Source organism: Herbaspirillum sp. Her4, assembly GCF_057961335.1.
The window spans coordinates 5614173-5639408 of record NZ_CM176330.1; the positions used below are offsets into that span (position 1 = coordinate 5614173).

The 25236-nt window shown below is 60.6% G+C and carries 19 protein-coding genes; 8 read left to right on the plus strand and 11 right to left on the minus strand.

What is annotated here, in order from left to right; translation table 11 throughout:
• The first annotated feature begins 52 nt into the window (after positions 1-52).
• From ACWFUC_RS25385 to ACWFUC_RS25395, 3 genes are all read left to right on the plus strand, one after another.
• Positions 53-1720, plus strand: coding sequence for a helicase C-terminal domain-containing protein (locus ACWFUC_RS25385; RefSeq protein ID WP_489637414.1), 1668 nt, complete (start codon positions 53-55; stop codon positions 1718-1720).
• A 37-nt stretch (positions 1721-1757) separates the two neighbouring features.
• The gene (locus tag ACWFUC_RS25390) at positions 1758-3050 is read left to right on the plus strand and encodes a diadenylate cyclase (protein ID WP_489623736.1); all 1293 of its coding nucleotides are present in this window, start codon (positions 1758-1760) and stop codon (positions 3048-3050) included.
• Positions 3051-3113: 63 nt separating this feature from the next.
• Positions 3114-4073 carry an anti-phage phospholipase gene (locus tag ACWFUC_RS25395; protein WP_489623737.1) on the plus strand — a complete coding sequence of 320 codons (960 nt, stop codon included), beginning with the start codon at positions 3114-3116 and terminating at the stop codon, positions 4071-4073.
• Between the two features lie 364 nt (positions 4074-4437).
• Here ACWFUC_RS25395 and ACWFUC_RS25400 read toward each other — a convergent pair whose 3' ends face one another.
• The 4 genes from ACWFUC_RS25400 to ACWFUC_RS25415 form a co-directional block, all read right to left on the minus strand.
• The gene (locus ACWFUC_RS25400) at positions 4438-5238 is read right to left on the minus strand and encodes an SDR family NAD(P)-dependent oxidoreductase (protein ID WP_121043791.1); all 801 of its coding nucleotides are present in this window, start codon (positions 5236-5238) and stop codon (positions 4438-4440) included.
• Between the two features lie 10 nt (positions 5239-5248).
• Entirely contained in the window at positions 5249-6019 is a 771-nt protein-coding gene (locus ACWFUC_RS25405; RefSeq protein WP_121043794.1) for an SDR family NAD(P)-dependent oxidoreductase, read from the minus strand.
• 114 nt (positions 6020-6133) lie between these two features.
• Entirely contained in the window at positions 6134-8017 is a 1884-nt protein-coding gene (locus tag ACWFUC_RS25410; protein WP_034329143.1) for a TRAP transporter large permease, read from the minus strand.
• A 105-nt stretch (positions 8018-8122) separates the two neighbouring features.
• Positions 8123-9157, minus strand: coding sequence for a TRAP transporter substrate-binding protein (locus ACWFUC_RS25415; RefSeq protein WP_204725983.1), 1035 nt, complete (start codon positions 9155-9157; stop codon positions 8123-8125).
• Positions 9158-9914: 757 nt separating this feature from the next.
• On the opposite strand from ACWFUC_RS25415, the gene ACWFUC_RS25420 reads away from it, so the two are divergent.
• From ACWFUC_RS25420 to ACWFUC_RS25435, 4 genes are all read left to right on the plus strand, one after another.
• A complete protein-coding gene (locus ACWFUC_RS25420) occupies positions 9915-11096 on the plus strand; it encodes an acetyl-CoA acetyltransferase (protein ID WP_134136579.1) in 1182 nt (393 codons plus the stop codon).
• A gap of 62 nt (positions 11097-11158) precedes the next feature.
• Complete coding sequence (locus ACWFUC_RS25425; RefSeq protein WP_489623738.1) at positions 11159-12835, plus strand: acyl-CoA synthetase; 1677 nt, start codon at positions 11159-11161, stop codon at positions 12833-12835.
• Positions 12832-13401: a PPC domain-containing DNA-binding protein gene (locus ACWFUC_RS25430; RefSeq protein WP_134223270.1), complete on the plus strand. Its 570-nt coding sequence runs from the start codon at positions 12832-12834 to the stop codon at positions 13399-13401. The genes ACWFUC_RS25425 and ACWFUC_RS25430 overlap by 4 nt, the downstream gene beginning before the upstream one ends.
• 2 nt (positions 13402-13403) lie before the next feature.
• Positions 13404-13856, plus strand: a complete 453-nt coding sequence (locus tag ACWFUC_RS25435) for a PPC domain-containing DNA-binding protein (RefSeq protein WP_489637415.1) — start codon at positions 13404-13406, stop codon at positions 13854-13856.
• Positions 13857-13937: 81 nt separating this feature from the next.
• Here the strand turns inward: ACWFUC_RS25435 and ACWFUC_RS25440 are convergent, their stop codons facing one another.
• The 7 genes from ACWFUC_RS25440 to ACWFUC_RS25470 all read right to left on the minus strand — a co-directional run bounded on the left by ACWFUC_RS25440 (position 13938) and on the right by ACWFUC_RS25470 (position 24359).
• Positions 13938-15233, minus strand: a complete 1296-nt coding sequence (locus ACWFUC_RS25440) for a dicarboxylate/amino acid:cation symporter (RefSeq protein WP_121043809.1) — start codon at positions 15231-15233, stop codon at positions 13938-13940.
• A 344-nt stretch (positions 15234-15577) separates the two neighbouring features.
• Positions 15578-17692: a phosphocholine-specific phospholipase C gene (locus ACWFUC_RS25445; RefSeq protein ID WP_489623740.1), complete on the minus strand. Its 2115-nt coding sequence runs from the start codon at positions 17690-17692 to the stop codon at positions 15578-15580.
• A 159-nt stretch (positions 17693-17851) separates the two neighbouring features.
• Positions 17852-19093, minus strand: coding sequence for a glycolate oxidase subunit GlcF (gene glcF, locus ACWFUC_RS25450; protein ID WP_489623741.1), 1242 nt, complete (start codon positions 19091-19093; stop codon positions 17852-17854).
• Between the two features lie 24 nt (positions 19094-19117).
• Positions 19118-20191 (minus strand): glycolate oxidase subunit GlcE, encoded by a 1074-nt coding sequence (gene glcE / locus ACWFUC_RS25455; RefSeq protein ID WP_166675791.1) that lies wholly within the window; start codon positions 20189-20191, stop codon positions 19118-19120.
• A 2-nt stretch (positions 20192-20193) separates the two neighbouring features.
• Complete coding sequence (locus tag ACWFUC_RS25460) at positions 20194-21681, minus strand: FAD-linked oxidase C-terminal domain-containing protein (RefSeq protein WP_039786927.1); 1488 nt, start codon at positions 21679-21681, stop codon at positions 20194-20196.
• Between the two features lie 249 nt (positions 21682-21930).
• Positions 21931-22821, minus strand: a complete 891-nt coding sequence (locus tag ACWFUC_RS25465; protein ID WP_039786924.1) for a LysR substrate-binding domain-containing protein — start codon at positions 22819-22821, stop codon at positions 21931-21933.
• Between the two features lie 122 nt (positions 22822-22943).
• Positions 22944-24359 carry an FAD-binding oxidoreductase gene (locus tag ACWFUC_RS25470; RefSeq protein ID WP_402707405.1) on the minus strand — a complete coding sequence of 472 codons (1416 nt, stop codon included), beginning with the start codon at positions 24357-24359 and terminating at the stop codon, positions 22944-22946.
• Positions 24360-24664: 305 nt separating this feature from the next.
• Here ACWFUC_RS25470 and ACWFUC_RS25475 point away from each other — a divergent pair, with 305 nt between their 5' ends.
• Positions 24665-25219 carry a cob(I)yrinic acid a,c-diamide adenosyltransferase gene (locus ACWFUC_RS25475; RefSeq protein WP_121043821.1) on the plus strand — a complete coding sequence of 185 codons (555 nt, stop codon included), beginning with the start codon at positions 24665-24667 and terminating at the stop codon, positions 25217-25219.
• Positions 25220-25236 lie beyond the last annotated feature (17 nt).

The following is a 25236-nucleotide window of genomic DNA, read 5'->3' on the forward strand; positions in this document are numbered from 1 at the left end:
AGCTCCTCTCGACGCATTCGGAACATATTGGAAGGCACCGCACCGTATTTTTATGTCGGCGACAGTCACTGACGATGCGTTCCTCGTAAAAGGACTTCAGCTTGCACCAGAAACGATTACCAACCCGCTGACTTATGATCTGGAAAGCTGGTCTGGTGAAAAAATGATTCTACTTCCTAGCGTAATGGACTCCACTTTGGGAAGAGGGGCTATGGTGCAATGGCTTGCAAAGCCAGCTGTAGGTAGGAAGATAGGGGTTGTGGCATTAGCCCCCAGCTTCAATGCCTCTAGAGACTGGGAATCTTATGGTGCCAACATCGCTAAATCCGACACCGTTGATGCAATTGTAGAAAATCTAAAAGCAGGAAAGGCCGAGCAATGTGTTGTGTTGGTCAATCGATATGACGGAATTGATTTGGCAGATGACGCGTGTCGAGTGTTGATCTTCGATGGCACTCCATATTCAGAGAGCCTAATCGACTTGTATCAGGAATCTTGCCGCCCTGATAGCGAAGTAACCTTAATGCGTACTATCCGAACTATTGAGCAAGGAATGGGACGGAGCGTGCGTGGCGAAAAGGACTACTCTGTAATAATTGTCATCGGCACCGATCTAATACGATTACTTCGGGAGAGAAAATCTAGCAAATTTCTATCGTCTCAAATGGCGAAGCAAATAGAGATCGGATTAGAAGTAGCAGAGTTTGGAAGTGAGGATATCTCAGGCGGAACTGCTCCTTTAGAGGCGTTGAGTGCACTGATTAATCAATGCTTGCGTAGAGACCCGAGTTGGAAGGCTTTCTATACCGAAAAAATGGACTCGACGAGCTCTAAACCACCGAACGACCGAGTCCTTAAGTCATATCTTGCCGAACTGCAGGCCGAGTTGGCGTTTAACCGTGGAAACTATCAAGATGCGGCCGAAACTCTACAGAAATCGCTGGATAGTGGCGTAATAGACAGAGTAGATACTGGCTGGTACCTTCAAGACATGGCACGTTATCTATATAGATGGGATCGCATAGAATCTACGCGCCTTCAAATTGAGGCTCATAAATCAAATCGCTTACTTCTACTCCCACCAGCGGGCGTGAGCGTAGCTAAGCTTACTGTTGTCAGTCACAGCAGAGTCGAGCGACTGATATCATGGGTAAAGAGATTCGGCAATTATCACGAACTTGATGTATCCCTTTCAGATATATGTAGCCGCTTGTCATTCGGCGTTAAAGCCGATAAGTTCGAACAGGCGCTACACGAGTTGAGCGAGGCCCTTGGCTTTGCAGGGGAGCGGCCTGATAAGGAGTGGAAAGAAGGCCCAGATAATTTGTGGGCTCTAGATGACACTCACTATATTCTCTGGGAGTGCAAAAACGAAGTCGAGCTAGAGCGAGCCGAAATTAATAAAAAAGAAGCAGAACAAATTAATCGCTCATATGCTTGGTTTAAAAAACACTATGCGGGCATGTATGTAAAGAACGTTCTAATTCATCCCTCAAACGTTGTCGCAAGCTCAGCCAACTTTTTGCAGGAAGTTGAAGTCATGAGAGCCACTGAGCTAAGGAAATTCACTAGGCGGGTTCAGGCGTTTTATAAGTCCTTCGAATCTCAAGATTTCTCTTCGCTTTCGGCAATTCACGTTCAAAAATTAATTGATCAACACACGCTGGGCGCCGCTGTGGTGATTGATGACTTTGTTAAGCATGCACGCCACACAAAGTAGCGCAGCAAGCGCCTGAATTTTTTCATTGGGATGCCAAGTGAAATTTGCACCGAAATCGGCAAATAGGATCCGTAAGCGATTGAAGGATCCAGAGGAAATCCGTTCCGTTTTGACGCGCCTTGAGGAGTCGGTACCTCATTTGAAATTCGAACCCTGGACAGCGTTAGTTGATGGAGCAACGAGTACAGAAGGCGAAGTCCTATGGAAACCTCCAAGTAGCGTGCAGGTATCAATAAATTTTGAAAGTGGCTTAAGGATTCAAGCAAAATGCCAGCGATACTCTGGCGCTGTTAGCAAGCCGGATTATGAGTTCTTGCTGTGTTTGGCTTTAGAGGCAACACAAATGGTTGACTCCGAATTAGGAGATGCGCTTTCCCTCGTCGATTTCGGCACTCTATCAGTTGCTAAAGAGCTTGAACGAACCGCCAACTTAGCTGGACCGCTAGTCGGAGCACTGCGTTTTATTCGCTCTTTGAGCTATAAAACTTATGAAAGTAAGAATATTTCTTATGGGTTAATCATCGCTCCTAGAATAAGAGGCGAAGTACCTATTTCAGAAGCGTATGAAAGCAAACGATTAGCGTGTCTTACAGATGGGTTCTCTACCGCGCTTCTACTTGATCAGCACGTCCAAATAGCCGGATATCTGCCGCTAGAAACCCCTTCGGGAGAGAGTAAAAAGCTAATGCGCAGACCTTGGTGGTGTGCCAGCATTGCAAATGCAAGCGATGAGCTGAATGGAATAGGTATTGCTCTGATTCGAAGCGGCGACCTTATTGTTGTTCAAGGCGGCGAACTGAGATTTACGCTTAAGTCAGGAATTTGGAAAACATGGAATCACACCGCGATCATTGCTCGGCTACGTAATGCTTGGTCAGTAAATGGGGCTGTCGCAGGCAAAGGCCTACCGTTAAGCCATCTATATCAGGTGGCCTTAGATCTGGCATTTCGACGAACAGGAGGATTGCTCATAATCCTTTGGAACAGGTCGTCGTTGAAAAGTTTACTGGTTAGTGCGACAGATCGCATAGATGGTACAAAACGGGGTCCTGCCGAAAGGGCAATCGACGGTTTTCTACGTGGTAAAAAGATACAAAATCTAGATCGTCGAGTTCTTACTGATGTGGCATCAATGGACGGCGCAATTATCGTCGATGCCAAAGGGGAAATTCTTGCCTTTGGTGCCATGACCAAGGCGTCGGCTGGAGCGGCCCAAGGTGCTCGTACACGCGCCGCTATTGGCGCTAGTAAAGAAGGGGTCGCAATTAAAGTAAGTTCTGACGGGCATATTTCTTTTTACGCAAGTGGAGATTGCTTTCTTGAAATATAAACTGGGCGGTTTGGGCATCCCAAGATTAACAATTCCAAGAGCGATAATTCGAGGCTCTCATTGATGATGAATCAAAATTCGACGTCAGGTGAAAAGCCTTTTGAAAATGAGAAGTTTCGGATTCTCACCCTTGATGGCGGGGGAGCAAAAGGCTTTTATACAATTGGAGTATTGAGTGAACTCGAAGCTCTTTTGGAAGGCAAACTGCTTTGCACCCAATTTGATTTAATCTATGGAACCAGCACAGGCGCAATTATCGCGTCACTGCTCGCAATGGGGAAATCGGTCGCAGACATCCATGAATTATATAAAAAATATGTACCCACTATTATGGGTTCGCACACCGCAAAAAAGAGGACACAAGCATTAGAAGGGTTGGCCACTGAAGTCTATGGTGATCTTAAATTTGACGCGATGAAAACTCGTGTCGGTCTAGTTTCCACCCGTTGGGTCGAACAAACTCCGATGATATTCAAAACAAATGTAGATCAAGCTCATGCGATGCAGGCTACATTTTCGCCAGGGTTCGGATGCACTATCGCAGATGCTGTAGTCGCCTCGTGCTCAGCATATCCAATTTTCAATCGCAAAATTGTCGTAACTGAGGATGGCGATCATATTGAGTTATTGGACGGAGGGTACTGCGCAAATAATCCGACGCTATATGCAATCGCAGATGCGGTTCGGGCATTAAATTTTAAATACTCTCAACTTCGGGTTGTCAGCATTGGCGTTGGCAGCTATCCAGAGCCTGCTAAGTATTGGCATAACTGGTTCATTTCGAAATTTTTTCTTGTTCGACTTCTACGCAAAACATTGGGCATCAATACTCATTCAATGGAACAGCTCTCAGATGTCCTATTTAAGGACGTCCCAATTGTCCGAATCAACGAGACTTATAATACATTGGACATGGCTGCTGATTTAACTGAGCGCGATGTCGCCAAGCTCAATCTTTTATATCGGCGAGGGAAAGAGTCTTTTAGAAAACATGAAAATGAATTGAAAACTCTTTTTAGATGACGATCTTGTGCGGACAAAAGCCGCTTAATGAATAGATTGACAGATGTGGCTTCCACGATGGGTGAGAGGATATAGCAGGAGCTGACCAAGCGGAAGCGGATGAAAAACCGTGCAACACAAGCATCCACGGCGTAGCCTGAATCATCAATCCGCCCGTAACAGGTGACATCTATGCCGTGACTATGGTCTATTAAAACTGTAAGCGTGGGAACGTTGAAGTAGTGCAAAAGCAACGTCCGTTATTTAAAGGGCATCTCGTGAAAAAAAGCCCGGACGTTCTTGCACGTCCGGGCATCAAACCGCAGCAGGTCGGCTTCCACGCCCGCCTGGCCGCGGTCAACAAACAAGGTTCAACAAGCGGCACTCAGCCGACACAGCGCAGCGACAGCCCGCCATCGACGATCATGTCCAGCCCCGTGATGTAGCGCGCGTTGTCGGAAGCGAGGAACAGCGAGGCATGCGCCACGTCCCACGCATCCCCCATGAAGCCCATCGGACATTGCGCATTGCGCTTGGCGCGCATCTCCTCGATGTCGCCGCCATAGGAAGCCTTGAGCGGCTCGCGGATCATGGGCGTGTCCATCATGCCGGGCAGCACGCAATTGGCGCGGATGCCCATGGGCGCATACTGCATCGCCACGTTCTTGGTGAAGGCCAGGATCGCCGCCTTGGTCGCCGTATAGCCCAGGTAGGGAAAACCGATCCAGCGCAAAGCCGCCATCGAGGAGATGTTGACGATGGCGCCCTTCCTTTGCTTTTCCATGATCGGCAGCACATGCTTGTGCGTCAGGAACAGGCTGGTCTGGTTGACCGCCACCAGCCGGTTCCAGCTTTCTTCGCTGGTCTCCACCGGCCCGCCGACTTCGGCGATGCCGACGTTGTTGTGCAAGACGTCGACCCGCCCGAAATGCGCCATGGCCGCCTCCGCAATGGCTTTCACATCGGCACTGCGCGAGACGTCCGCCGCCAGCACTTCACACACGCCACCTTCGCGGCGGATGATCTCCTGGGTCTCCAATGCGGCTTCGATGCTGCGATCTACCGCCAGCACCCGGCCGCCCTCGCGCGCATACAGCACGGCAGCGGCCTTGCCGTTGCCCCAGCCCTCGCCCACCGAACCGGCACCGGTGACGATGATGGCCTTGTCTTGCATGAGCTTGTCCATCGATGCCCTCTCAGATTTCCAGCACGCCACCGGCAACGAAGCCGCCATCGACCGGAATCACGTGACCGGTGATGTAGGCCGATTCCTCCGCCGCCAGGTAGCAGACCGCCGAGGCGATTTCATCGGTGGTGCCATAGCGGCGCATCGGGACCAGCCGGTAATAGCTCTCGCGCGTCTGCTCCGAATGCATGGCCTGGGTCATGGGCGTGTCGACAGGACCGGGGGCGACGCTGTTGACGGTGATGCCGTACTGCGCCAGCTCGATGGCCATCTGGCGCGTGAGCCCGATGACCGCGGCCTTCGAGGTGCCATAGGCCGTGCGGCCGGCACCGGCGCGGATGCCCGAGATGGAAGAGATGTTGACGATGCGCCCCCAGCCTTTGCTGACCATCAGCCGCGCCGCATGTTGGCCCGCCAGCAGCACGCCGGTCACGTTGACGTTCATGGTCTGCAGCCAGTTGTCGAGGGGATAGTCCAGGAAGGAATAGGTGCGCGCCACGCCCGCATTGTTGACCAGCACGTCGCAGCGTCCGTAATCCTTCTCGATGTGGGCGAAGGCCTGGGCAATCGCCTCCGGACTGCCCAGATCCATCTGCAGCGCGGCTGCGCGATGGCCGGCAGCCACCAGCGCATCGGCGGTCTTGGACGCCGCTTCCAGGTTGATGTCGGCCACCAGGACGGTGTGTCCCTTGGCGGCCAGTTGTGCAGAAATGCTGGCGCCGATGCCCATGGCTCCGCCCGTCACGAGCGCCACGCGGGCGCCGCTATCATTGCGATTCATATTGTCTCCGTGGATGTGGGCGGCCCCGCAAGGAGGTGGGGCCGCCGTTTTTAATTCGTCGTTGGCAGGTCAATCAAGGAAGCTTCCCGATCGCTCGCAAGACTCATGCGGGGATCAGAGGAAACCGATGGAAATCCAGGGCACGAAGGCCACCACCAGCAGCGCTACCACCAGCGCGGCCAGGTAGCCCCAGACCCGGTTGAACACGCCATCCGGCGAGACCTTGCCGATGGCGCAGGCGGCATAGAAGCCGACCCCGAAAGGCGGTGCGAACAGGCCGATGCCCATGGCCAGGATCACCACCATCGCATAGTGCACGTCATGCACGCCCAGCGAACGCGCCACCGGGAACAGCAGCGGCCCGAACAGCACGATGGCGGGAATGCCTTCCAGCAGGCTGCCCAGCACGATGAAGATGACGATGGTGATCAGCAGGAACCCGGCACCGCCGCCCGGCACGCCCTGCATCAGCGCCACCAGCTTGGCCGAGAATCCCGATTGCGTGAGCGCCCAGGCCATCGCGGTAGCCATGCCGATGATGAGCAGGATGGCGCCCGACAAGGCCGCCGATTCGATCAGCATGGGATAGAGCCGCTTGAAGTTCAGGTGCTTCAGGAACAGGTGCATGATCAGCCCGACCACCACCGTATAGGCCACGCCGATGGTGGCCACTTCGGTCGCCGTGGCGACGCCTTCGATGACGGCCACGCGGATGAGCATGGGCAGCGCCAGCGCCGGAATGGCCGCGATCAGGGTCTTGACGATCAGCGAGACCGGCGCGCGCTGCACATCCGGCATCGGCTCGCGGCGCGCCCGCATCCAGCACACGACCGCAATGGCAATGGTGGCAATGGCCGCCGGCATCAGTCCGCCAATGAACAGCGCCGTGATCGACACGCTGCAGACCGCACCGATGGTGATGAGCACCAGGCTCGGCGGAATGGTTTCGGTCATGGCACCGGAGGAGGACAGCAAGGCCACCAGTTCTTCCGGCTTGGAACCGCGCTTCTTCATCTCGGGGAACAGCGCCGGGGCAATCGCGGCCATGTCGGCTGCCTTGGAACCGGAGATGCCGGAGACCAGGAACATCGCCCCCAGCAGCACGTATTGCAGGCCGCCGCGCACGTGGCCCAGCAGCGCGGCCATGAAGTCGATCAGGGTCTTGGCCAGGCCCGACATTTCCAGCAAGGAGCCCAGCAGCACGAACAGCGGCACCGACAGCAGGATCAGGCTGGACATGCCCTCGTCCATGCGGCTGACCACGATCATCAGCGGTGCCGTGGTGGCCAGGGCCAGATAGGCCATGGTGGCCGTACCGAAAGCGAACGCGATGGGAATGCCACCGGCCACGCATACGCCGATGAGCAGCACGAAGAACACGATCAGGTTGTAATTGCCCATGCCCAGCAGCATGGGCTTGGCCAGCCACAGCGCGCCCGCAATCACGGCCACCACGGCCAGTGCCGAGAGCAGCAGTCGCATCGTCGTCATGGCCGCCATGCGCGAGACCGCCGCCAGCAGCATCAGGATCGCGCCGACCGGCAGGGCCGCAGCGCGCAGGCCATCGGGGATTTCCAGCGCCGGCGTGGTGATCGGCATCTGCTCCACCGCATGGTCCACGGCCGGATGGATCACCATCAGCACGAAGATGCAGACCACCAGTGCCGCCACCGTTTCGAGCCACACGCGGCCTTTCTCGGAACACTTGTTGATGATGGCGGTGAGCCGCATGTGCTCGCCACGATCCAGCGCCAGCACGGCCCCCAGCATCGACAGCCAGATGAACAGAATCGAGGCCAGTTCATCCGACCATACCAGGGGGTCATGCAGCGCATAGCGGTAGATCACGCCGGTCAGCAGCACCACGGTTTCAGCCACCACCAGGGCGGCCGCCACGGCACCGACCACGTGCATCACCATGCGATTGAATGCGACCAGCGCGCGCGCAGCCGGGTTCATGTTGACCGGGGCGCGGTAAGTCATTGCAGCTTCCATCATCAAGCTCCAGCGAAATGGATTCAGGGCGGGAGCGCTGCCCTCACGGCGAGGGCAGCACTCCGGCGCACGGGCTCATGCAGGCATGAGCCCCGGCAAACGAAGCGCTCAGGCCAGCTTGCCGGTGTACTTTTCCAGCAGGGCCCAGGGCTCGTCGCCGAACTTCTTCTTCCACTCGGCATAGAAACCGGCACTGCGCAGCTTGGCGCGGAAGGAATCGGCATCGGCATTGTTGAAGGCCAGACCCTTGCCCTTCATTTCATCGACCAGCGAATCGTTGAGCTTGCGCACGTCGGCGCGCTGGTTCATGGCGGCTTCGTTGATGATGCGGGCCATCAGGTCTTGCAGGTCCTTGGGCAGGCGCTCGAAGGATTTCTTGTTGCCCAGGAACCAGAAGCCATCCCACATGTGGTTGGTGATGGAGCAGTACTTCTGCACTTCGTAGAGCTTGGCGGTGGAGATGATGGCCATGGGGTTTTCCTGGCCTTCCACGATCTTGGTCTGCAGGGCCGAATAGACTTCGGCGAAGTTGATCGAGGTCGGTGCCGCATCGAAGGCCTTGAACATGGAGGTCCACAGCGGGCTGGGCGGCACGCGCAGCTTCATGCCCTTGAGGTCGTCGGCCGCCTTGATGGGCTTGGTGCTGTTGGTGATCTGGCGATAGCCGTTGTCCCAGATCTTTTCAAAGGCGAACAGTGTGGACTTGGCTTCGATCTGCTTGCGCACGTGCGCACCCAGCTCGCCATCCATGGCCGGCCAGACCTGGCTGTAATCCTTGAAGGCAAACCCGATGCCGGAGATCTGCGCAGCCGGCACCAGCGTGCCCAGGATCAGCGGCGAGAGCGTGAAGAAATCAATCGCGCCCGCACGCACCTGCGAGAGCATGTCGGTATCGGTGCCCAACTGGTTGTTGGGGTAGAGCTGCAGTTCGATGCGGCCCTTGGATTGTTCCGCGATGGCCGCGGCCATTTCCTTGGCGCGCGCATTCATCGGGTGCGTGACCGGCAGATTGTTGGCGTACTTGAAGGTGAATTCGGCCGCATGCGCGGAGGTCGATACCAGGCCGGTAGCGGCGGCAGCCGAGGCCACCGAAGCCGTCTTCAGAAAATGGCGGCGCGTGATCTTGCCAGTGGATTGTTCCATCTGCTTGTCTCCTGTCTGTCTGTTTGTAATTTTGAAATTTGCTGAATCCGGCGCTACCAGGGCTTGCTGGATCGGGCGTGCAGCTCCCTGTCCCGGGTGGTCAACACTGCCTGTGCCTCGACAGAGCAAATTGGATGCCAAGCCCCCGGTCCTCCCTGGTCGGCATGGCCTCGCCCCGCTCCCTCAACGGCACTGCGCCTGTATTCTCTGCGATAAGGGCGGGCCTGTACAAGCACGCAATCATCGCCGCCCTCATTTATTTACGTGCAGCGGGGCTGCGACACCTGTCGCAGGAGTGTCGCTGCACTGTCGCAGGAATCGACACCTGTTCATGCTGCTCACCGGCAATAGTGATGCCTGCCGGCTGCTGCAGCGCAATGATTTACGTTAACGTAAAGTACGTGCTATCTTCATGCGGTCGGCGGGCACGGCCCTGCCCTGTTCCATTTTTTCCTGCATATCGGGAATGAGCGGGCCGCCTGCCGAACACATCAGCACGCATCAACATCAACAACAAAGCGAGACCCGGCGCGGCTTTGCGCCGGCACTCTCAGGAGACGGGCAAGATGCAGGCCGGCACCTGGCGCGATGGCGCCATCACCGGCTGCGCGATGCCGAGGCAAGGGACCTTCGACACCGGCTGCATGCGGTGGCGCAAGCGGTCCTGCGCGTGGCACCGATTTTGCATATTGCCCCTGTGTGTAACGGAGCGACCCCGCTCCATTGACCCCGTGATTACGGACACAAGGACAACCCCATGACTGTTTCTGCATCCTCACCCTGCATCACCGGCTGGAACCATTCGCAGTTCGGCAAGCTCGACGGCATCGATCCGGAAGTGCTGATCGGCCAGGTCGCCAAGGCCGCCATCGAGCACGCAGGACTGCAACCGGAAGACATCGACTCGGTGCATTTCGGCACCTTCAATGCCGGTTTCCTGTACCAGGATTTCCCTTCTTCGCTGGTCCTGAACACGCTGCCGCAGCTGCGCTTCAAACCCGCCACGCGCCTGGAGAATGCCTGCGCCACCGGTTCGGCGGCCATCCATTCGGGCCTGCAGGCGATCAAGGCCGGCGAATCGAAACACGTGCTGGTGATCGGCTTCGAGAAGATGACCGAGCTGGCCACCGCGCAAGTGGGCGAGGTGCTGCTCAAGGCCTGCTACGCCAAGGAAGAGGCGGGCATTCCGGGCGGCTTTGCCGGGGTCTTCGGCAAAATCGCGCAGAGCTACTTCGATCGCTTCGGCGACCAGTCCGATGCGCTGGCGATGATCGCGGCCAAGAATCACAAGAACGGCATGGTCAATCCCTATGCGCACATGCGCAAGGATTTCGGTTTCGATTTCTGCCGCACGGTCTCCGACAAGAACCCGTACGTGGCCGGTCCGCTCAAGCGCACCGACTGCTCGCTCATTTCCGATGGTGCAGCTGCCCTCGTCATCAGCGCTGCCGATGTGGCCAAGTCCATGCCGCGCGCAGTGCAGTTCCGTGCGGCGGTCCACGTCAATGATTTCCTGCCGTTGTCGCGCCGCGATCCGACCCGCTTCGAAGCGGCCGAGCTGGCCTGGAAGAAGGCGCTGGGCGCAGCCAGCCTGAGCCTCGATGATCTCTCGCTGGTGGAAACGCACGACTGCTTCACCGTGGCCGAATTGCTGGAATACGAAGCCATGGGCCTGGCCCCGCACGGCCAGGGCGCGCGCGTGATTGCCGAAGGCATCACCGCCAAGGACGGCAAGCTGCCGGTCAATCCCTCGGGCGGGCTGAAGTCCAAGGGCCATCCTGTCGGTGCCACCGGTGTCTCGATGCACGTGATGGCGGCCATGCAGGCATCCCATGATGCGGGCGACATGCAGATCGCCAATGCGCGCTATGCCGGCGTGTTCAACATGGGCGGTGCGGCGGTGGCCAACTATGTGAGCATTCTGGAGCGTGTGAACTGAAAATGCGGTAGCAGCCCCGGCGCGCCATCCTGGCGTTGAAGGATGGCGCGCCATATGAAGTGATGTGCAAAAAAAACAGAACAAGGCAGCACGCCAATTTCCATCAGAATTCCATCAGAAGAATCGGGACGAGTGAGACGATGTTAAGCAAAGTGATGAACCTGGGCCGCCTGCTCTCGGACGTGGCGCGCCGCTTTCCGGAAGAGCCGGGCCTGATCCTGGCGCAAGGCGCAACCGATGGCAGCGACCGCCTGATCCCCTGGCGCGAGATCAATGCCCGCGTCGATGCGCTGGCCCACGCCCTCACCCGGCGCGGCGTCAAGAAGGGCGACAAGATGCTGGTCCACTCGCGCAACAACCAGCAGATCTTCGAGAGTGCCTGGGCCGCCTTCAAGATGGGCGTGGTCTGGGTGCCGACCAATTTCCGCATCACGCCGCCCGAGGCCGCCTATCTCGGCCAGTCCAGCGGCGCCTGCGTGATGCTGTATGACCGCGGTTTCGCACCGTATGTCGACGCGGTGAAATCCGCCTCGCCCACGCTCGAACACGTGGTGGCCCTGGCCGACGCACGGCCGGGCGAACTCGATTACGAAACCCTGGTGGCCGATGGCAGCGGCGAAACCTTCCGCGAGGCCGAAGTCGATTACGACGATCCGCTGTGGTTCTTCTATACCTCCGGCACCACCGGCCATCCCAAGGCGGGCATGCTCTCGCACGGCCAGATGGCCTTCGTGGTGACCAATCACCTGGCCGACCTGATGCCGGGACTCACGCATCAATCGCGCTCGCTGGTGGTGGCACCGCTGTCACACGGCGCAGGCGTGCATGCCGTGGTCAATACCGCGCGAGGTGCGGCCAGCATCCTGCTCTCTTCCGAACGGCTGGTGGTCGAGGAAGCCTGGCAGCTGGTGGAAAAATACAAGGTGGACAATCTCTTCACGGTGCCCACCATCGTCAAGATCCTGGTCGAGGATGAGTCGGTGGACCGCTACGACCACAGCTCGCTGAAACACGTCATCTATGCCGGCGCCCCCATGTATCGCGCCGACCAGGTCCATGCATTGAAGAAGCTGGGCAAGGTGCTGGTGCAGTATTACGGCCTGGGTGAAGTGACCGGCAATATCACCTTCCTGCCGTCCTATTTGCACTTCGAGGATGACGCCCATCCGCAGGCGCGCGTGGGTTCCTGCGGCATGCCGCGTACCGGCATGCAGATCGCCATCCTGAACGAGGATGGACAAGAACTGGCGCCCTTCGAGACCGGCGAAATCTGCGTGCGCGGACCGGCCGTCTTCATGGGCTATCACAACAATCCGGAGGCCAATGCCAAGGCCTTCAAGCATGACTGGTTCCATACCGGCGACCTCGGGCATGTGGACAAGGATGGCTTCCTCTACATCACCGGACGTTCCTCTGACATGTACATCTCGGGCGGCTCCAACGTCTATCCGCGCGAGATCGAGGAAGCCCTGCTGACGCATCCGGCCGTCTCCGAAGTGGCGGTGCTGGGCGTGCCCGATCCCAAGTGGGGCGAAAGCGGGCTGGCGGTGATCGTCTGCAAGGCTGGCCAGCAGGTCGATGGCGAGGCCTTGCTGGCGCATCTGGAAACCCGCATCGGCAAGTACAAGTGGCCGCGCCGCTTCGTCTACTGGGACAGCATGCCCAAGTCGGGCTACGGCAAGATCGTCAAGAAACAGATCAAGGCGCTGCTGGAAGAGCAAGGCGACTACCGCCTATGAAACTCTCCAGCCAACCAGGCGAGACCACGGCCAGCGCCGGTTTCCTGGCGGTGCGCAAGTTCCTTCATGCAGGCCAGCCAAGCTATCCGCGCACGCTGGACCTGGAGGCCGACCCGGCCGAGGAACTTCGTATCACGCTGCAACCGGGCACCCCGGTCGGCCCGGCCTTGCGCCGCGTGCTGGCACGCTACGGCCAGCGCGGCGGCGTCGGGCGACTGTGCGGCGGTACCGCGCGGCGCCTGCATTACCACCGCATCGAACAGACCGGCGATCCCGACCGGCCTTATGACTACGGACCACCGCATGTATTGGAAGGCGTCATCAGCTTCGTGACCGGCGCCATCACCATCGGCCAGAACGCCGATGGAAAAGTATTACTGCATTGCCACTCAGGTTTCATCGATGGCGATGGCACGCTGCATGGCGGCCATCTGCTGCTCGACACGGTGGAGGTGGGCGACGATCCGCTCATCCTGCGCCTGTGCCTGTTCTCCCGCAGCGCCTTCGTCGTCAACAGCGATGAAGAGACGCACTTCAGTCTATTGCATCCGACACCCATGGAATGATGATGACGCTCCCCGCCCATGACAGCGACTCCCTTGACGACCACATCCACGTAGAACAGGGCCAGCTCGGCAAGCTGGTGATGGCCCGGCTCAAACCCAACCAGGACCTCACCGAAAGCGTGGAAGCGCTGTGCCGACAGCACGACATGGACAAGGCCATCGTGCGGGGCGCCATCGGCAGCCTCATCGATGCCCATCTGCAATACGCCACCCCGTCCGGCGTGCGTGCGATGGAGATCAACGGGCCGGGCGTGGAAATCCTCAACGTCTTCGGTGAAATCGGTTTTGCCGATGGCGCGGGCAGCGCCCATCCGCTGCAAGGCGTGGTGGCCGATACCGAGGGCCGCATCTTTGCCGGACGCTTCGTGCGCGGGGCCAATCTCTCTTTCATCACCATCGAGATCACCTTGCAGGAATGGATTGCGGTCAAGCAATCCGAGGCGCTGCCGGCCTGAATCACTTTCCTTTCACCCATGAAAAATGCCGCGCGGCTCATCACCGGGCGGCATTGTTTCATTCTTGGACTAACTATCGGATCAGGCTTCCGTATGCAGCGTGGCTTCGGCTTCCTGTTCGATCTCGACTTCGGCGCGCGCGGCTTCTTCTTCGCTCAGCAGGCCGCCTTCCCACTTGGCCACCACGGCCGAAGCGATCGAGTTGCCCACCGCATTGGTAGCCGAACGGCCCATGTCGAGGAAGGTATCGATGCCCAGGATCACCAGCAGGCCCGCTTCCGGGATGTTGAACTGGTGCAGCGTGGCGGCGATCACCACCAGCGAGGCGCGCGGCACGCCGGCGATGCCCTTGGAGGTCAGCATCAGCACCAGCATCATGGTGATCTGGGTGGAGATGGGCATGTGGATGCCATAGGCCTGCGCGATGAAGAGCGTAGCGAAGGTGCAGTAGATCATCGAACCGTCGAGGTTGAAGGAATACCCCATCGGCATGACGAAGCTGGAGATCTTGCGCTTGACGCCAAAGCGGTCCAGCGCGTCCAGCAGCTTCGGATAGGCCGCTTCCGAGCTGGCGGTGGCGAAGGCCAGCAGGAACGCTTCCTTGATCAGCGCCAGCAGGTGGAAGATGCGCTTCTTCAGGAACACGAAGCCCACCGCGATCAGGATCACCCACAGCAGCACCAGCGAGAAGTAGAAGTCACGCATGAAGACCGCGAAGCTGACCAGGATGTCCAGACCGTTGACGGCCACCGTTGCGGCCATGGCGGCAAACACCGCCACCGGCGCGAACTTCATGACGTAGACGGTGATCTTCAGCATGGTGTGCGACAGGTCGTCGATGACGAGCAGCAGGTGCTTGCCGCGTTCACCCAGCGCCGCCAGGGCGATGCCGAAGAACATGGAGAACACCACCACCTGCAGGATCTCGTTCTGCGCCATGGCTTCCACAATCGACTTGGGTACCAGGTGGTTGAAGAATTCCTTGACCGTGAACTTGCTGGTGGCCAGGCCCGCACCGGCAGCATCCGGCGAAGGCAGCGCCACGCCGGCGCCCGGTTGCAGCAGGTTGGCCATGATCATGCCCAGCGCCAGCGACACCAGCGAAGCGATGAAGAACCAGGCCAGCGACTTGCCGAAGATGCGGCCCACCGACTTGGCGTCGCCCATGTGGGCGATGCCCACCACCAGGGTCGAGAACACCAGCGGTGCGATGACCATCTTGATGAGGCGCAGGAACAGGTCCGAGGCAATCGAGATATAGCCCGCCAGCTCCTTGGCCTCGCCCTTGTCGTAGTGATTGAAAATCAGGTAGCCGACCAGGATGCCCAGCAGCATGGCTGCAAAGATGTAGGCGGCTTGTGGAATGCGTTTCTTCATGTGTTCTCCTGCCCTCGCTCGCCACCGGCACCAGGCACCGGTGAGAGGACGATGATGTAAGGCTTGCGGGCGGCGCCGGCCGGTGCGGTGACAGGGGCGCCATGCTTTTGGATGGTCAGAAAGCGTCAGTTTCTGATGAGAAACTCTGACCGTTTTTTCCCGCCGCGCGGAAAAAAGGACGAAGCTTATTGACTTATGCCCCCCGCCGTCAAGGCTAAGCAGGTAAAACTGCCCCAAAACGCAGCAAACCGTCCACAGGAACCGGAATGTGGCGATTTTGCCAACATGCCTGAGGCCAACTTGTCAGCGCTTTGTCAGCCACGAAACACCCGCCTGCAGGGGCTTCAGAGTGCGGTCGTCACCGGTGCCGTGGCGGCCGGATCGCTCATGCTGGGGCGACCGGTTTCCAGATGGCCCGCCAGCCGGCGCAGCCAGTGCGGCCGGTCCTGCAGTTGCCACTGCAGGTCGTACCAGTGGTGGCTGGCCGCCAGATCCCAGGCGCTGCTGACGCTCTGCCCGGCCGGCACGTGCAGCACGCGCGGGGGGTGGCCGTAGGCCAGATCGGTGACCGTGGCGATCAAGGGTGCCGGGCCGGGATTGAGCAAGCTGACGTTCAGCACGCCGCGGGCCGCATCGTAATGGCTGCGCAGTTCCGGTTCCGGCTGCGACGTGCTTCCGGCCTGCCCTGCGAAACGGCGAAAATAGCCGTTCGGTCCCCACACGCTGAACTGGTAACGGCCTCCGGCAGCAAGCGGCCAACTGTCACCGAGCTGCTTGCCGGCCTCCACGGTATAGCCGCGCGGTGCGCTACCGAGGACATCGTCGTGGACCTGGAAATGCGCGCCCTGCCGGCCGACATTGTCGAAGCGCAGGATGTAACGGTCGCCCTCGCGGCTGCCATGCACGTGCAGCGCATAGGGCAAGACACAGGCAGTCCGCACGCCCGCTTCCTGCGGCGCGACGGACAGCGCGGCGCCGGGTGCGGGCGCGCTGATGGCGACCGGACGTTTGCATTGCAGGTCGGAATCGGCCAGGTAGTGGGTGGTATCGGGCAGGCGCGGTGCCGAGGTATCGCGCCGGCTGAAATCCAGCGTCGATGTGAGGTCGCCGCACACCGCACGCCGCCAGGGAGAAATGTTGGGCTCGATGACGCCGAAGCGGCGCTCGATGAATTGCAGTACGGACGTGTGATCGAACACCTGCGAATTGACCCGTCCGCCGCGCGACCATGGCGAGACCACGAACATCGGCACGCGCGGGCCCAGCCCGTAGGGCAGCTGGTCGGCAGTGAACTTGCCCTGCTGGCTCGCGGCCACCACGGCATGGCGCTCCAGCGCGATGTCCACCGTGCTCTTGCCGGAACCCGGCACCGTGGGGGCCTGCGGCGGGACCACGTGGTCGAAGAAGCCATCGTTCTCGTCATACATGATGAAGAGCACGGTCTTGCTCCACACCTCGGGATTGGCGGTGAGCGCATCGAGGATGTCGGAGAGATAGCGCGCGCCATACAGCGGCGTGTAATCCGGATGCTCGGAATACACCGCCGGCGGCAGCAGCCACGACACCTGCGGCAGCTTGCCCTGCTCCACATCGGCCCTGAGCTGCGCGACGCTGCGGGTACTCATGCCGCGCGCGTGCAGGGAGGAACCGATGGGGGCATGCACGAAGTTCTCGAACGAAGCCAGCATGTTGGTACCGTAGTTGCCACTGAACTTGTCGAAGTCAGTGCCCTGCTGGTAGACCTGCCAGGAAATGCCGGCCTGCTCCAGCCGTTCCGGATAGGTGGTCCAGGTGAAGGGCGGCAGCTTGGTGCTGCTGAACTGGTTGTCGATGTAGTCGGTATTGTCCAGCAGCGGTCCACCTCCGCTGCCCAGCGGATCGATCATGCCCGTCATCAGGTACATGCGGTTGGGATGGGTGTTGCCGGGAATCGAGCAGAAATACTGGTCGCAGACGGTGAAGGCATCGGCCAGGGCATAGTGAAAGGGAATGTCCTCGCGCACGTGGTAACCCATGCACAGATTGCCCTTCTGCTGCGCCCATTGATCGGCGCGTCCGCCGTTGATGGCCCCCTGGGTGGTGGCCCAGGTGTGCGGCAGGCTGCCGACGCATTGCGCATTCATCGCCGGATCGGTGGTGTCGTAACGGAACGGTGCGATGACGGCGGCGGGATCCTCCTGACGTGGCTGGAACCAGACCGGACGGCCATTGGGCAGCGTCACCGGAAAGCGGTCGTTGTAGCCGCGCACACCGGACAGATGCCCCAGATAGTGATCGAAGGACCGGTTCTCCTGCATGAAGACCACGATGTGTTCGACATCCTCGATGCTGCCCGTGCGCACCTGGGGCGCGATGGCCAGGGCCTTGCTGATCGAGGCCGGCAGCAGTGCGGCGGCGCTGGCGGCACCGGCCACGCTGGCCGACAATCTTAGGAAATCGCGTCGACTGGTTCCGCCCATGATCCTGGTCCTCGTGCAGGCAGCCAGGCGCAACAAGACCTTGCGGGCTTCGCCTGACTACACCGCTGGTATCGGTGAAGGCGAAAGTCTAAGTTTTTGATCTGACAGGACAATGACATCGTGAGACGCATCACGATGTCATCCGGACTATCCGCGCCCTCAGACCTGTTGCAGGGCGCTGTCCAGCAATTCGATCCAGTGCCGCACCGGCGTGTCGGTCCCGGATTGCAGGTGCGTGACGCACCCGATGTTGCCGGTGACGATCATGTCCGGATCGGTAGCCTGCAGCTTGCTGATCTTGTTGTCGCGCAGACGATAGGACAGTTCCGGCTGCAATACCGAATAGGTGCCGGCCGAACCGCAGCAGAGATGGCTGTCCGCACACAGCTGCACGTCGACGCCGGCGGCGCGCAGGATGCCTTCGACCTTGCCGCGGATCTTCTGGCCATGCTGCAGGGTGCAGGGCGGGTGATAGGCCACGCGCTTACCGTCGAAATCCTTGAGCTTGTGCTGCAGCTGCTCTTCGAACTCGGGCAGGATCTCGCTGATGTCGCGCGTCATGCGGGAGATGCGGCGCGCCTTCTCGGCGTAATCCGGATCATGCTGCAGCAGGTGGCCGTATTCCTTGACGGTGGCACCGCAGCCGGAGGCATTCATGACGATGGTGTCGGCACGCACGCCGTCACGTCCTTCGATGTAGGGCCACCAGGCGTCGATGTTGCGGCGCATGTCGTCGAGGCCGCCGTCCTGGTCATTGAGGTGATAGCGGATGGCCCCGCAGCAGCCGGCCTTGGGCGGCGCGAACAATTGCACACCGAGGGCATCAAGCACGCGCGCGGTGGCACTGTTGATGTTGGGGGCCATCGAGGGTTGCACGCATCCTTCGAGCAACAGCATCTGGCGCGCATGCGTGCGCGTGGGCCAGCTTCCCGCATCCTGCGGCAGCGGCACCTTGTTCTGCAACAGCTTGGGCAAGAGCGGGCGCATCATCTGCCCCGCCTTCATGGCCGGACGGAAGATCCACTTGCGCGGTACCAGTTCCTTCAAGGCGGTGCGCAAGACACGCTCGCCGAAGGGGCGCTGTACCTGCTCTTCCACCACCTTGCGGCCGATGTCGACCAGGCGTCCGTACTGCACGCCGGAGGGGCAAGTGGATTCGCAGTTGCGGCAGGTCAGGCAGCGGTCCAGGTGCGATTGCGTGGCGGCCGTGGCGGGCTTGCCTTCGAGCACCTGCTTGATGAGATAGATGCGGCCGCGCGGGCCATCCAGTTCATCGCCCAGCAGTTGATAGGTGGGACAAGTGGCGGTACAGAAACCGCAATGCACGCAGGAACGCAGGATGCTGTCGGCTTCCTCGCCGGCCTGGGTGTTGCGGATGAAATCAGCCAAGTTGGTCTGCATGATGATCGCTTGGAAAAGAGGCGCTTACAGGCTGGCGTACAGGCGGCCGGGATTGAAGATGCCCTGCGGGTCGAATTGCTGCTTGAGACGGCGATGGATCGTTTCCACGGCCGGCTGCAAGGGGTGGAAGACACCGATGGCCTTGTCGCCGCCACGATGCAGGCTGGCGTGTCCGCCCACGGCCAGTGCAGCGGCACGGATGGCCACGGCATCCACATTTCCCTCAGGCCGCAGCCAGCGCTGCGCCCCACCCCACTCGATCAGCTGGCGGCCCGGCAGGTCGACGGGCGGGGCCACCGACGGCACCGACAGACGCCACAGCGGGGCTTGCGGATCGGCGAAGAAGGGGTGAGTCTGCTCGCGCAGGTCGGTCCAGTAATCTTCCGGATTGCTTAATTCGGTGCCACCCATCTTTTTGATTGCTGAATCCACGGCCGCCTGTGCGCCCGACAAACGGATCGTGAGCACATTGTTGACCCAGGCGCTGGCCACCAGCGGCAGGGGTTGTCCTGCGCTCTGGTTCAGCAGGCGCAGCGCCCCTTCCTGGTTGATCTCGAAGACGCGGGTACTGCTGGCGATGGGACGCGGCAGGACCTTCAGCGAGACCTGCAGGATCAGTCCCAGCGTGCCCAGCGAACCGGCCAGCAGGCGCGAGATGTCATAGCCGGCAACGTTCTTCATGACCTGTCCGCCGAAGTGCAATTGCTCGCCCTGTGCATCCATGAGCACCGCACCCAGTACGAAATCGCGCACGGCACCTGCGCTGGCGCGCGAAGGACCGGAGAGGCCGGCCGCGACCATGCCGCCGACGGTGGCCGCACCGCCGAAACGCGGCGGCTCCCAGGCCAGCATCTGGTTGTGCTGGGCCAGGGCCGCATCGATCTCGGCCAGGGGCGTGCCGCAGCGGGCGGTGATGACCAGCTCGGTCGGTTCATAGTCGATGATGCCGCTGTAGGGGCGTGTGTCGAGCAGGTCGCCGGCGGGCTCCTGTCCGTACCAGTCCTTGGTGCCGCCGCCACGGATCTGCAGGGCGCGGCCGGAGAGGATGCGTTCGCGGAAGGAGGCCAGCACGGCGTCCATGTCTTGTTGTGCTTGCATGGTCAGAATCTCGGCAGATCGGGAAAGCGCAGCTGGCCGCGCTGCACGTGCATCTTGCCGTACTCGGCACAGCGATGCAGGGTGGGAATGGCTTTGTCCGGATTGAGCAGGAAGGCCGGGTCGAAAGCGCGCTTCAACTTGAAGAAGGCCTCGCGCTCGGCGGGTGAAAACTGCACGCACATGGAGTTGATCTTCTCGATGCCCACGCCGTGTTCACCGGTGATGGTGCCGCCCACTTCAACGCACAGCTCCAGGATCTCGGCACCGAACAGTTCGGCGCGATGGAATTCGTCAGCGATGTTGGCATCGAAGAGGATCAGCGGATGCAGGTTGCCATCGCCCGCATGGAAGACGTTGGCGCAGCGCAGGCCGTATTTCTTTTCCATCTCGGCGATGCCCAAGAGCACTTGCGCCAGCTTCTTGCGCGGGATAGTGCCATCCATGCAGTAATAGTCGGGCGAGATGCGGCCGGCTGCCGGGAAGGCGTTCTTGCGGCCGGACCAGAAGCGCAGGCGCTCGGCTTCCGACTGCGAGCAGGCAATGGCCGTCGCGCCGCTGGCGTTGAGCACGTCGGTCATGCGGCCGATTTCTTCTTCCACCTCTTCCACGGTGCCATCGGATTCGCACAGCAGGATGGCTTCGGCATCGATGTCATAGCCGGCTTTGACGAAGGGCTCGACCATGCGCGAGCTGGTCTTGTCCATCATCTCCAGCCCGGCCGGGATGATTCCGGCGGCGATCACGTTGGCCACTGCATTGCCGCCTTTGACCACATCGTCGAAGGAGGCCATGATCACGCGCGCGGCCTGGGGCTTGGGCACCAGCTTGACGGTCACTTCGGTGACCACGCCCAGCATGCCTTCGGAACCGATGAAGACGGCCAGCAGGTCCAGGCCCGGCGCATCCAATGCACCGCTGCCCAGTTCCACCACCTCGCCTTCGATGGTGACCATGCGCACGCGCAGCACGTTGTGCACCGTCAGGCCGTATTTCAGGCAGTGCACGCCGCCCGAATTCTCGGCCACGTTGCCGCCGATGGAACAGGCGATCTGCGAGGACGGGTCCGGCGCGTAATACAGCCCGTGCGGGGCGGCCGCTTCGGAAATGGCCAGGTTGCGCACGCCGGGCTGGACCACCGCGGTGCGCGAGTACTTGTCCATCTTGAGGATCTGGTTGAACTTGGCGGTGGAGACCACCACACCATCAGCGATCGGCATGGCCCCGCCCGACAGGCCCGTGCCGGCCCCGCGCGGCACGATCTGCACCTGCAGCGCGTGGCAGGCCTTCATGATGGCGATGACCTGCGCCTCGTTCTCGGGCAGCACCACCACCATGGGCAACTGCCGGTAGGCGGCCAGGCCGTCGCATTCGTAGGGGCGGGTGTCTTCCTCGTCGAACAGCACGCAGTGCGCGGGGACGACCCGGCGCAGGGCATCGACGACTTCGCGCTGGCGGGCCGGCGCGAAGGACGGTTGGGCGGGAGCATTCATGCTGGACCTCGGCGGTAAGCTAGGCAGGCGTGCGGCGCTGGATGTCCCTCTTCTTGCATCCGGTGCTGCGGCTCACGCTGTCTCGTTTGTTGTCAGCCCGCATGGGGCGGGCTTTTTCAGTCCGACAAGTGTAACGAATTTTGCCGCCCTGCACGGTGCCGTGTTGCCTGGCGGCCCACTGAAAAGAATTTCCGGCCGCCGTGAATTATTTTCAGGGCGGCCGGACGGGATGGGCGATACAAAGCCGGGTCAGATGTTGCGGAAGGCGTTCTGCATCCAGCTGATGAAGGTATCAACCTCGGGCCGCTCGCGCACGGCGCGCTCGTAGACCACGTAATACGCATGTGGCGGGGTGCGCAGGCGCACGTCGAACAATTCCACGATCTCGCCCCTTGCCAGCAGTTCTTCGGCAAAGTGCTGGCGCGTCAGGCCAATCCCGTAGCCGTGGCGCACCGCTTCCAGCAGCAGGCCCAGGTCGTCCACGCGCAGGCCGGACGAGGGTTCCACCCAGTCCTTCAGGCCAGCCGCTTCGAACCAGGGCTGCCAGGGTTCCAGCGCCGAGCGCAGCAGGGTCGCATGCTGCAGGTCGGTGGGCGACTTCATCGGCGGCAGGGTCTTCAGGTAGCCGGGGCTGGCCACGGCGAAGGCCGGTTCCTCGAACAACTTCTCGGTGATGATGTTGGGATAGTTGCCGGCACCGAAGCGGATCTCGACATCGCTCTCCGAGAGCGACAGGTCATACAGCGGTACCGAGAGATACAGTTCGACCACGATCTCCGGATGGCGCTGGGTGAAGTCGGCGATGCGCGGCATCAGCAGGTGGCGCGCGAAGGTCGGCGGCAGCATCACCTTGATCTTGGGCTGCACGGCCGCATTGCGGTGGGGCATCGGGAAATCGGTCAGCGTGCGCAAGGCGCTGCGCACCACATCGAGATAGCGGCGGCCGAATTCGGACAGGCCGATGGAACGGCCATCGCGATAGAACAGGCGCTCGCCCACGAAATCTTCCAGCAGGCGGATCCGGTGCGACAGCGCCGACGGGGTGATGCACAGTTCCTCGGCGGCGATCGCAAACGAGTTGTGACGGGCTGCCGCTTCAAAGGCGGACAGGGCGTGAACGGGGGGAAGGCGGGTGGCCATGAATGGTGGATTCCTGCTGCGGTTCAAGCAAAACTGATGACTAACATTGCGTTGCCGAAAAACTAAACGGCCAGGTGCGCAAAACTAAGTTTTTCTCCCCTGGCCTGCGTGATACATCGACCTCACTGTTCCCAGCGCAGGATCTTGCCGGGGTTCATGATGTTCTTCGGATCGAGCGCATGCTTGATGGCGCGCATGACGGCAATGGCACCATCACCGTGTTCCTGGATCAGGAAATCCATCTTGTGCAGGCCGACGCCGTGTTCGCCGGTGCAGGTGCCATCCATGCCGAGGGCCCGCGCCACCATGCGGGCGTTGACGCCTTCGGCGCGGGCGATGTCGGCCGGGTCGTTGGGGTCCACCATCATCTGCACGTGGAAGTTGCCATCGCCGACGTGGCCGATGATGGCGTGAATGAGCCCCTGCTCTTCGCAATCGGCCTTGGTGGCCAGCACGCATTCGGCCAGGCGCGAGATCGGCACGCAGCAGTCGGTGGAAATCGCACGGGCGCCGGGGCGCAATTGCAGCAGCGCGAAGTAGGCGTTGTGACGGGCGGTCCAGAGACGGGTACGGTCTTCGGGGCGGGTAGCCCATTCGAAACCGAGCGCATGGAATTCCTTGGCGATGTCCTGCACCAGCTCGGCTTGTTCCTTGACGCCGTTCTCGCTGCCATGGAATTCGAACAGCAGCAGCGGGTTGACCGGCAGGCTCAACTTGTCGTGGGCATTGATGGCGCGCACGCCGTTTTCATCGAGCAGTTCCACACGCGCCAGCGGCACGCCCATCTGGATGGTCTGGATGACGGTGTTGACCGCATCGGCCACGCTGGGGAAGGAGCAGATCGCGGCCGAAATGGCTTCCGGCTGCGGATACAGGCGCACGGTCACTTCGGTGATGATGCCCAGGGTGCCTTCGCTGCCCACGTAGACACGGGTCAGGTCGTAGCCGGCCGAGGATTTCTTGGCGCGGGTGCCGGTCTTGATGATCTCGCCCTGGGCCGTGACCACGGTCAGGGTTAGCGTGTTTTCCTTCATCGTGCCGTAGCGCACGGCATTGGTGCCCGAGGCGCGGGTCGAGGCCATGCCGCCCAGCGAGGCGTCGGCGCCCGGATCGATGGGGAAGAACAGGCCCGTATCCTTGATCTCCTGGTTCAGCTGCTTGCGGGTGACGCCGGCCTGGACGGTGGCGGTCAGGTCTTCAGCGTTGACGGCCAGCACCTGGTTCATCTGCGACAGATCCACTGTGACGCCGCCCTGCAGGGCCAGCACGTGGCCTTCCAGCGAGGTGCCGGCGCCGTAGGGGATGATGGGGGTGTCATACTGGCTGCAGAGCTTGACGAAGGCGGCGACTTCCTCGGTGCTGTGGGCGAAGACCACTGCGTCCGGCAGCATGGGATCGTAGGAGGATTCGTCGCGGCCGTGGTGCTCGCGCATGGCCAGGGTAGTGGAGCAGCGCTCGCCGAAGAGGGCCTTGAGCTCGTCGAGCAGGGCCTGGGGCACGGGGCGTTTCAGTTTCCGGGCGTCAACTAGGTGGTTCATGCAATGTCTCTCAGGGGTCTGGTGTCTCGGTGTTCTTATGGTGTTGTGCGGGGAAGATGCAGGGCCGGTGAAGCGGCGTCCCCTGCCGCTCCAGTGGACTGACCACTGATCCAATCGATGAATTTTACTCTCTTGCCGACTTTAGTTTGCGCAAATGTCCCCCTCCATGCTGCGTGATCGGACAAATCAAGTGAATTGTTTACGCCTTTTTCCAGCAGACGCGTCACGGCTCGCAGCGCATGGGAAGCGCTTGCCTTGGACGGGCCTTGCGCTTAAGCTCCCCGGCGGATCAACAAGGAGCAATGATGGGCAACCGACTTTCGAAGATCGCCACCCGCACCGGCGATGATGGCAGTACCGGACTGGGCGATGGCAGCCGCGTGGGCAAGGACAACCTGCGCATCCAGGCGCTGGGCGATGTGGATGAGCTCAATTCGCAGCTGGGCCTGCTGTTGTGCGAGACGCTGCCGGCTGCTCTGCGGGAGGAACTGGTGTCGATCCAGCATGACCTCTTCGACCTCGGCGGCGAGCTGTGCATCCCGGGCTATACGGTGCTGGCCGATGCGCACCTGGCCCGGCTGGACGCCCTGCTGGAAAAGTACAACGCCACCCTGCCCCCGCTCAAGGAATTCATCCTGCCGGGTGGCTCGCGCACGGCCGCGCTGGCGCACGTATGCCGCACCGTGTGCCGTCGCGCCGAGCGCAGCGTGGTGATGCTGGAGAAGGCCGAGGCCGGCGTGAATGCGCCGGCGCGGCAGTATCTGAATCGCCTCTCCGACCTGTGCTTCGTGCTGGCGCGCGTGCTCAACCGGGAGGCGGGTGGACAGGATGTGTTGTGGGAGAAGGGGCGGGAGCGCTGATCGCGTTCTCACTGCGG

Bases quoted from the DNA above. Each gene is read 5' to 3' on its own strand.
- ACWFUC_RS25415 (WP_204725983.1), bottom strand. From the start codon at position 9,157: ATGGAACAATCCACTGGCAAGATCACGCGCCGCCATTTTCTGAAGACG.
- ACWFUC_RS25425 (WP_489623738.1), top strand. From the start codon at position 11,159: ATGTGCAAAAAAAACAGAACAAGGCAGCACGCCAATTTCCATCAGAAT.
- ACWFUC_RS25430 (WP_134223270.1), top strand. From the start codon at position 12,832: ATGAAACTCTCCAGCCAACCAGGCGAGACCACGGCCAGCGCCGGTTTC.
- ACWFUC_RS25420 (WP_134136579.1), top strand. From the start codon at position 9,915: ATGACTGTTTCTGCATCCTCACCCTGCATCACCGGCTGGAACCATTCG.
- ACWFUC_RS25440 (WP_121043809.1), bottom strand. From the start codon at position 15,233: ATGAAGAAACGCATTCCACAAGCCGCCTACATCTTTGCAGCCATGCTG.
- ACWFUC_RS25475 (WP_121043821.1), top strand. From the start codon at position 24,665: ATGGGCAACCGACTTTCGAAGATCGCCACCCGCACCGGCGATGATGGC.
- glcE (WP_166675791.1), bottom strand. From the start codon at position 20,191: ATGCAAGCACAACAAGACATGGACGCCGTGCTGGCCTCCTTCCGCGAA.
- ACWFUC_RS25460 (WP_039786927.1), bottom strand. From the start codon at position 21,681: ATGAATGCTCCCGCCCAACCGTCCTTCGCGCCGGCCCGCCAGCGCGAA.
- ACWFUC_RS25385 (WP_489637414.1), top strand. From the start codon at position 53: ATGTCGGCGACAGTCACTGACGATGCGTTCCTCGTAAAAGGACTTCAG.
- ACWFUC_RS25410 (WP_034329143.1), bottom strand. From the start codon at position 8,017: ATGATGGAAGCTGCAATGACTTACCGCGCCCCGGTCAACATGAACCCG.
- ACWFUC_RS25445 (WP_489623740.1), bottom strand. From the start codon at position 17,692: ATGGGCGGAACCAGTCGACGCGATTTCCTAAGATTGTCGGCCAGCGTG.
- ACWFUC_RS25400 (WP_121043791.1), bottom strand. From the start codon at position 5,238: ATGGACAAGCTCATGCAAGACAAGGCCATCATCGTCACCGGTGCCGGT.
- ACWFUC_RS25435 (WP_489637415.1), top strand. From the start codon at position 13,404: ATGACGCTCCCCGCCCATGACAGCGACTCCCTTGACGACCACATCCAC.
- ACWFUC_RS25470 (WP_402707405.1), bottom strand. From the start codon at position 24,359: ATGAACCACCTAGTTGACGCCCGGAAACTGAAACGCCCCGTGCCCCAG.
- ACWFUC_RS25465 (WP_039786924.1), bottom strand. From the start codon at position 22,821: ATGGCCACCCGCCTTCCCCCCGTTCACGCCCTGTCCGCCTTTGAAGCG.
- ACWFUC_RS25395 (WP_489623737.1), top strand. From the start codon at position 3,114: ATGATGAATCAAAATTCGACGTCAGGTGAAAAGCCTTTTGAAAATGAG.
- glcF (WP_489623741.1), bottom strand. From the start codon at position 19,093: ATGCAGACCAACTTGGCTGATTTCATCCGCAACACCCAGGCCGGCGAG.
- ACWFUC_RS25405 (WP_121043794.1), bottom strand. From the start codon at position 6,019: ATGAATCGCAATGATAGCGGCGCCCGCGTGGCGCTCGTGACGGGCGGA.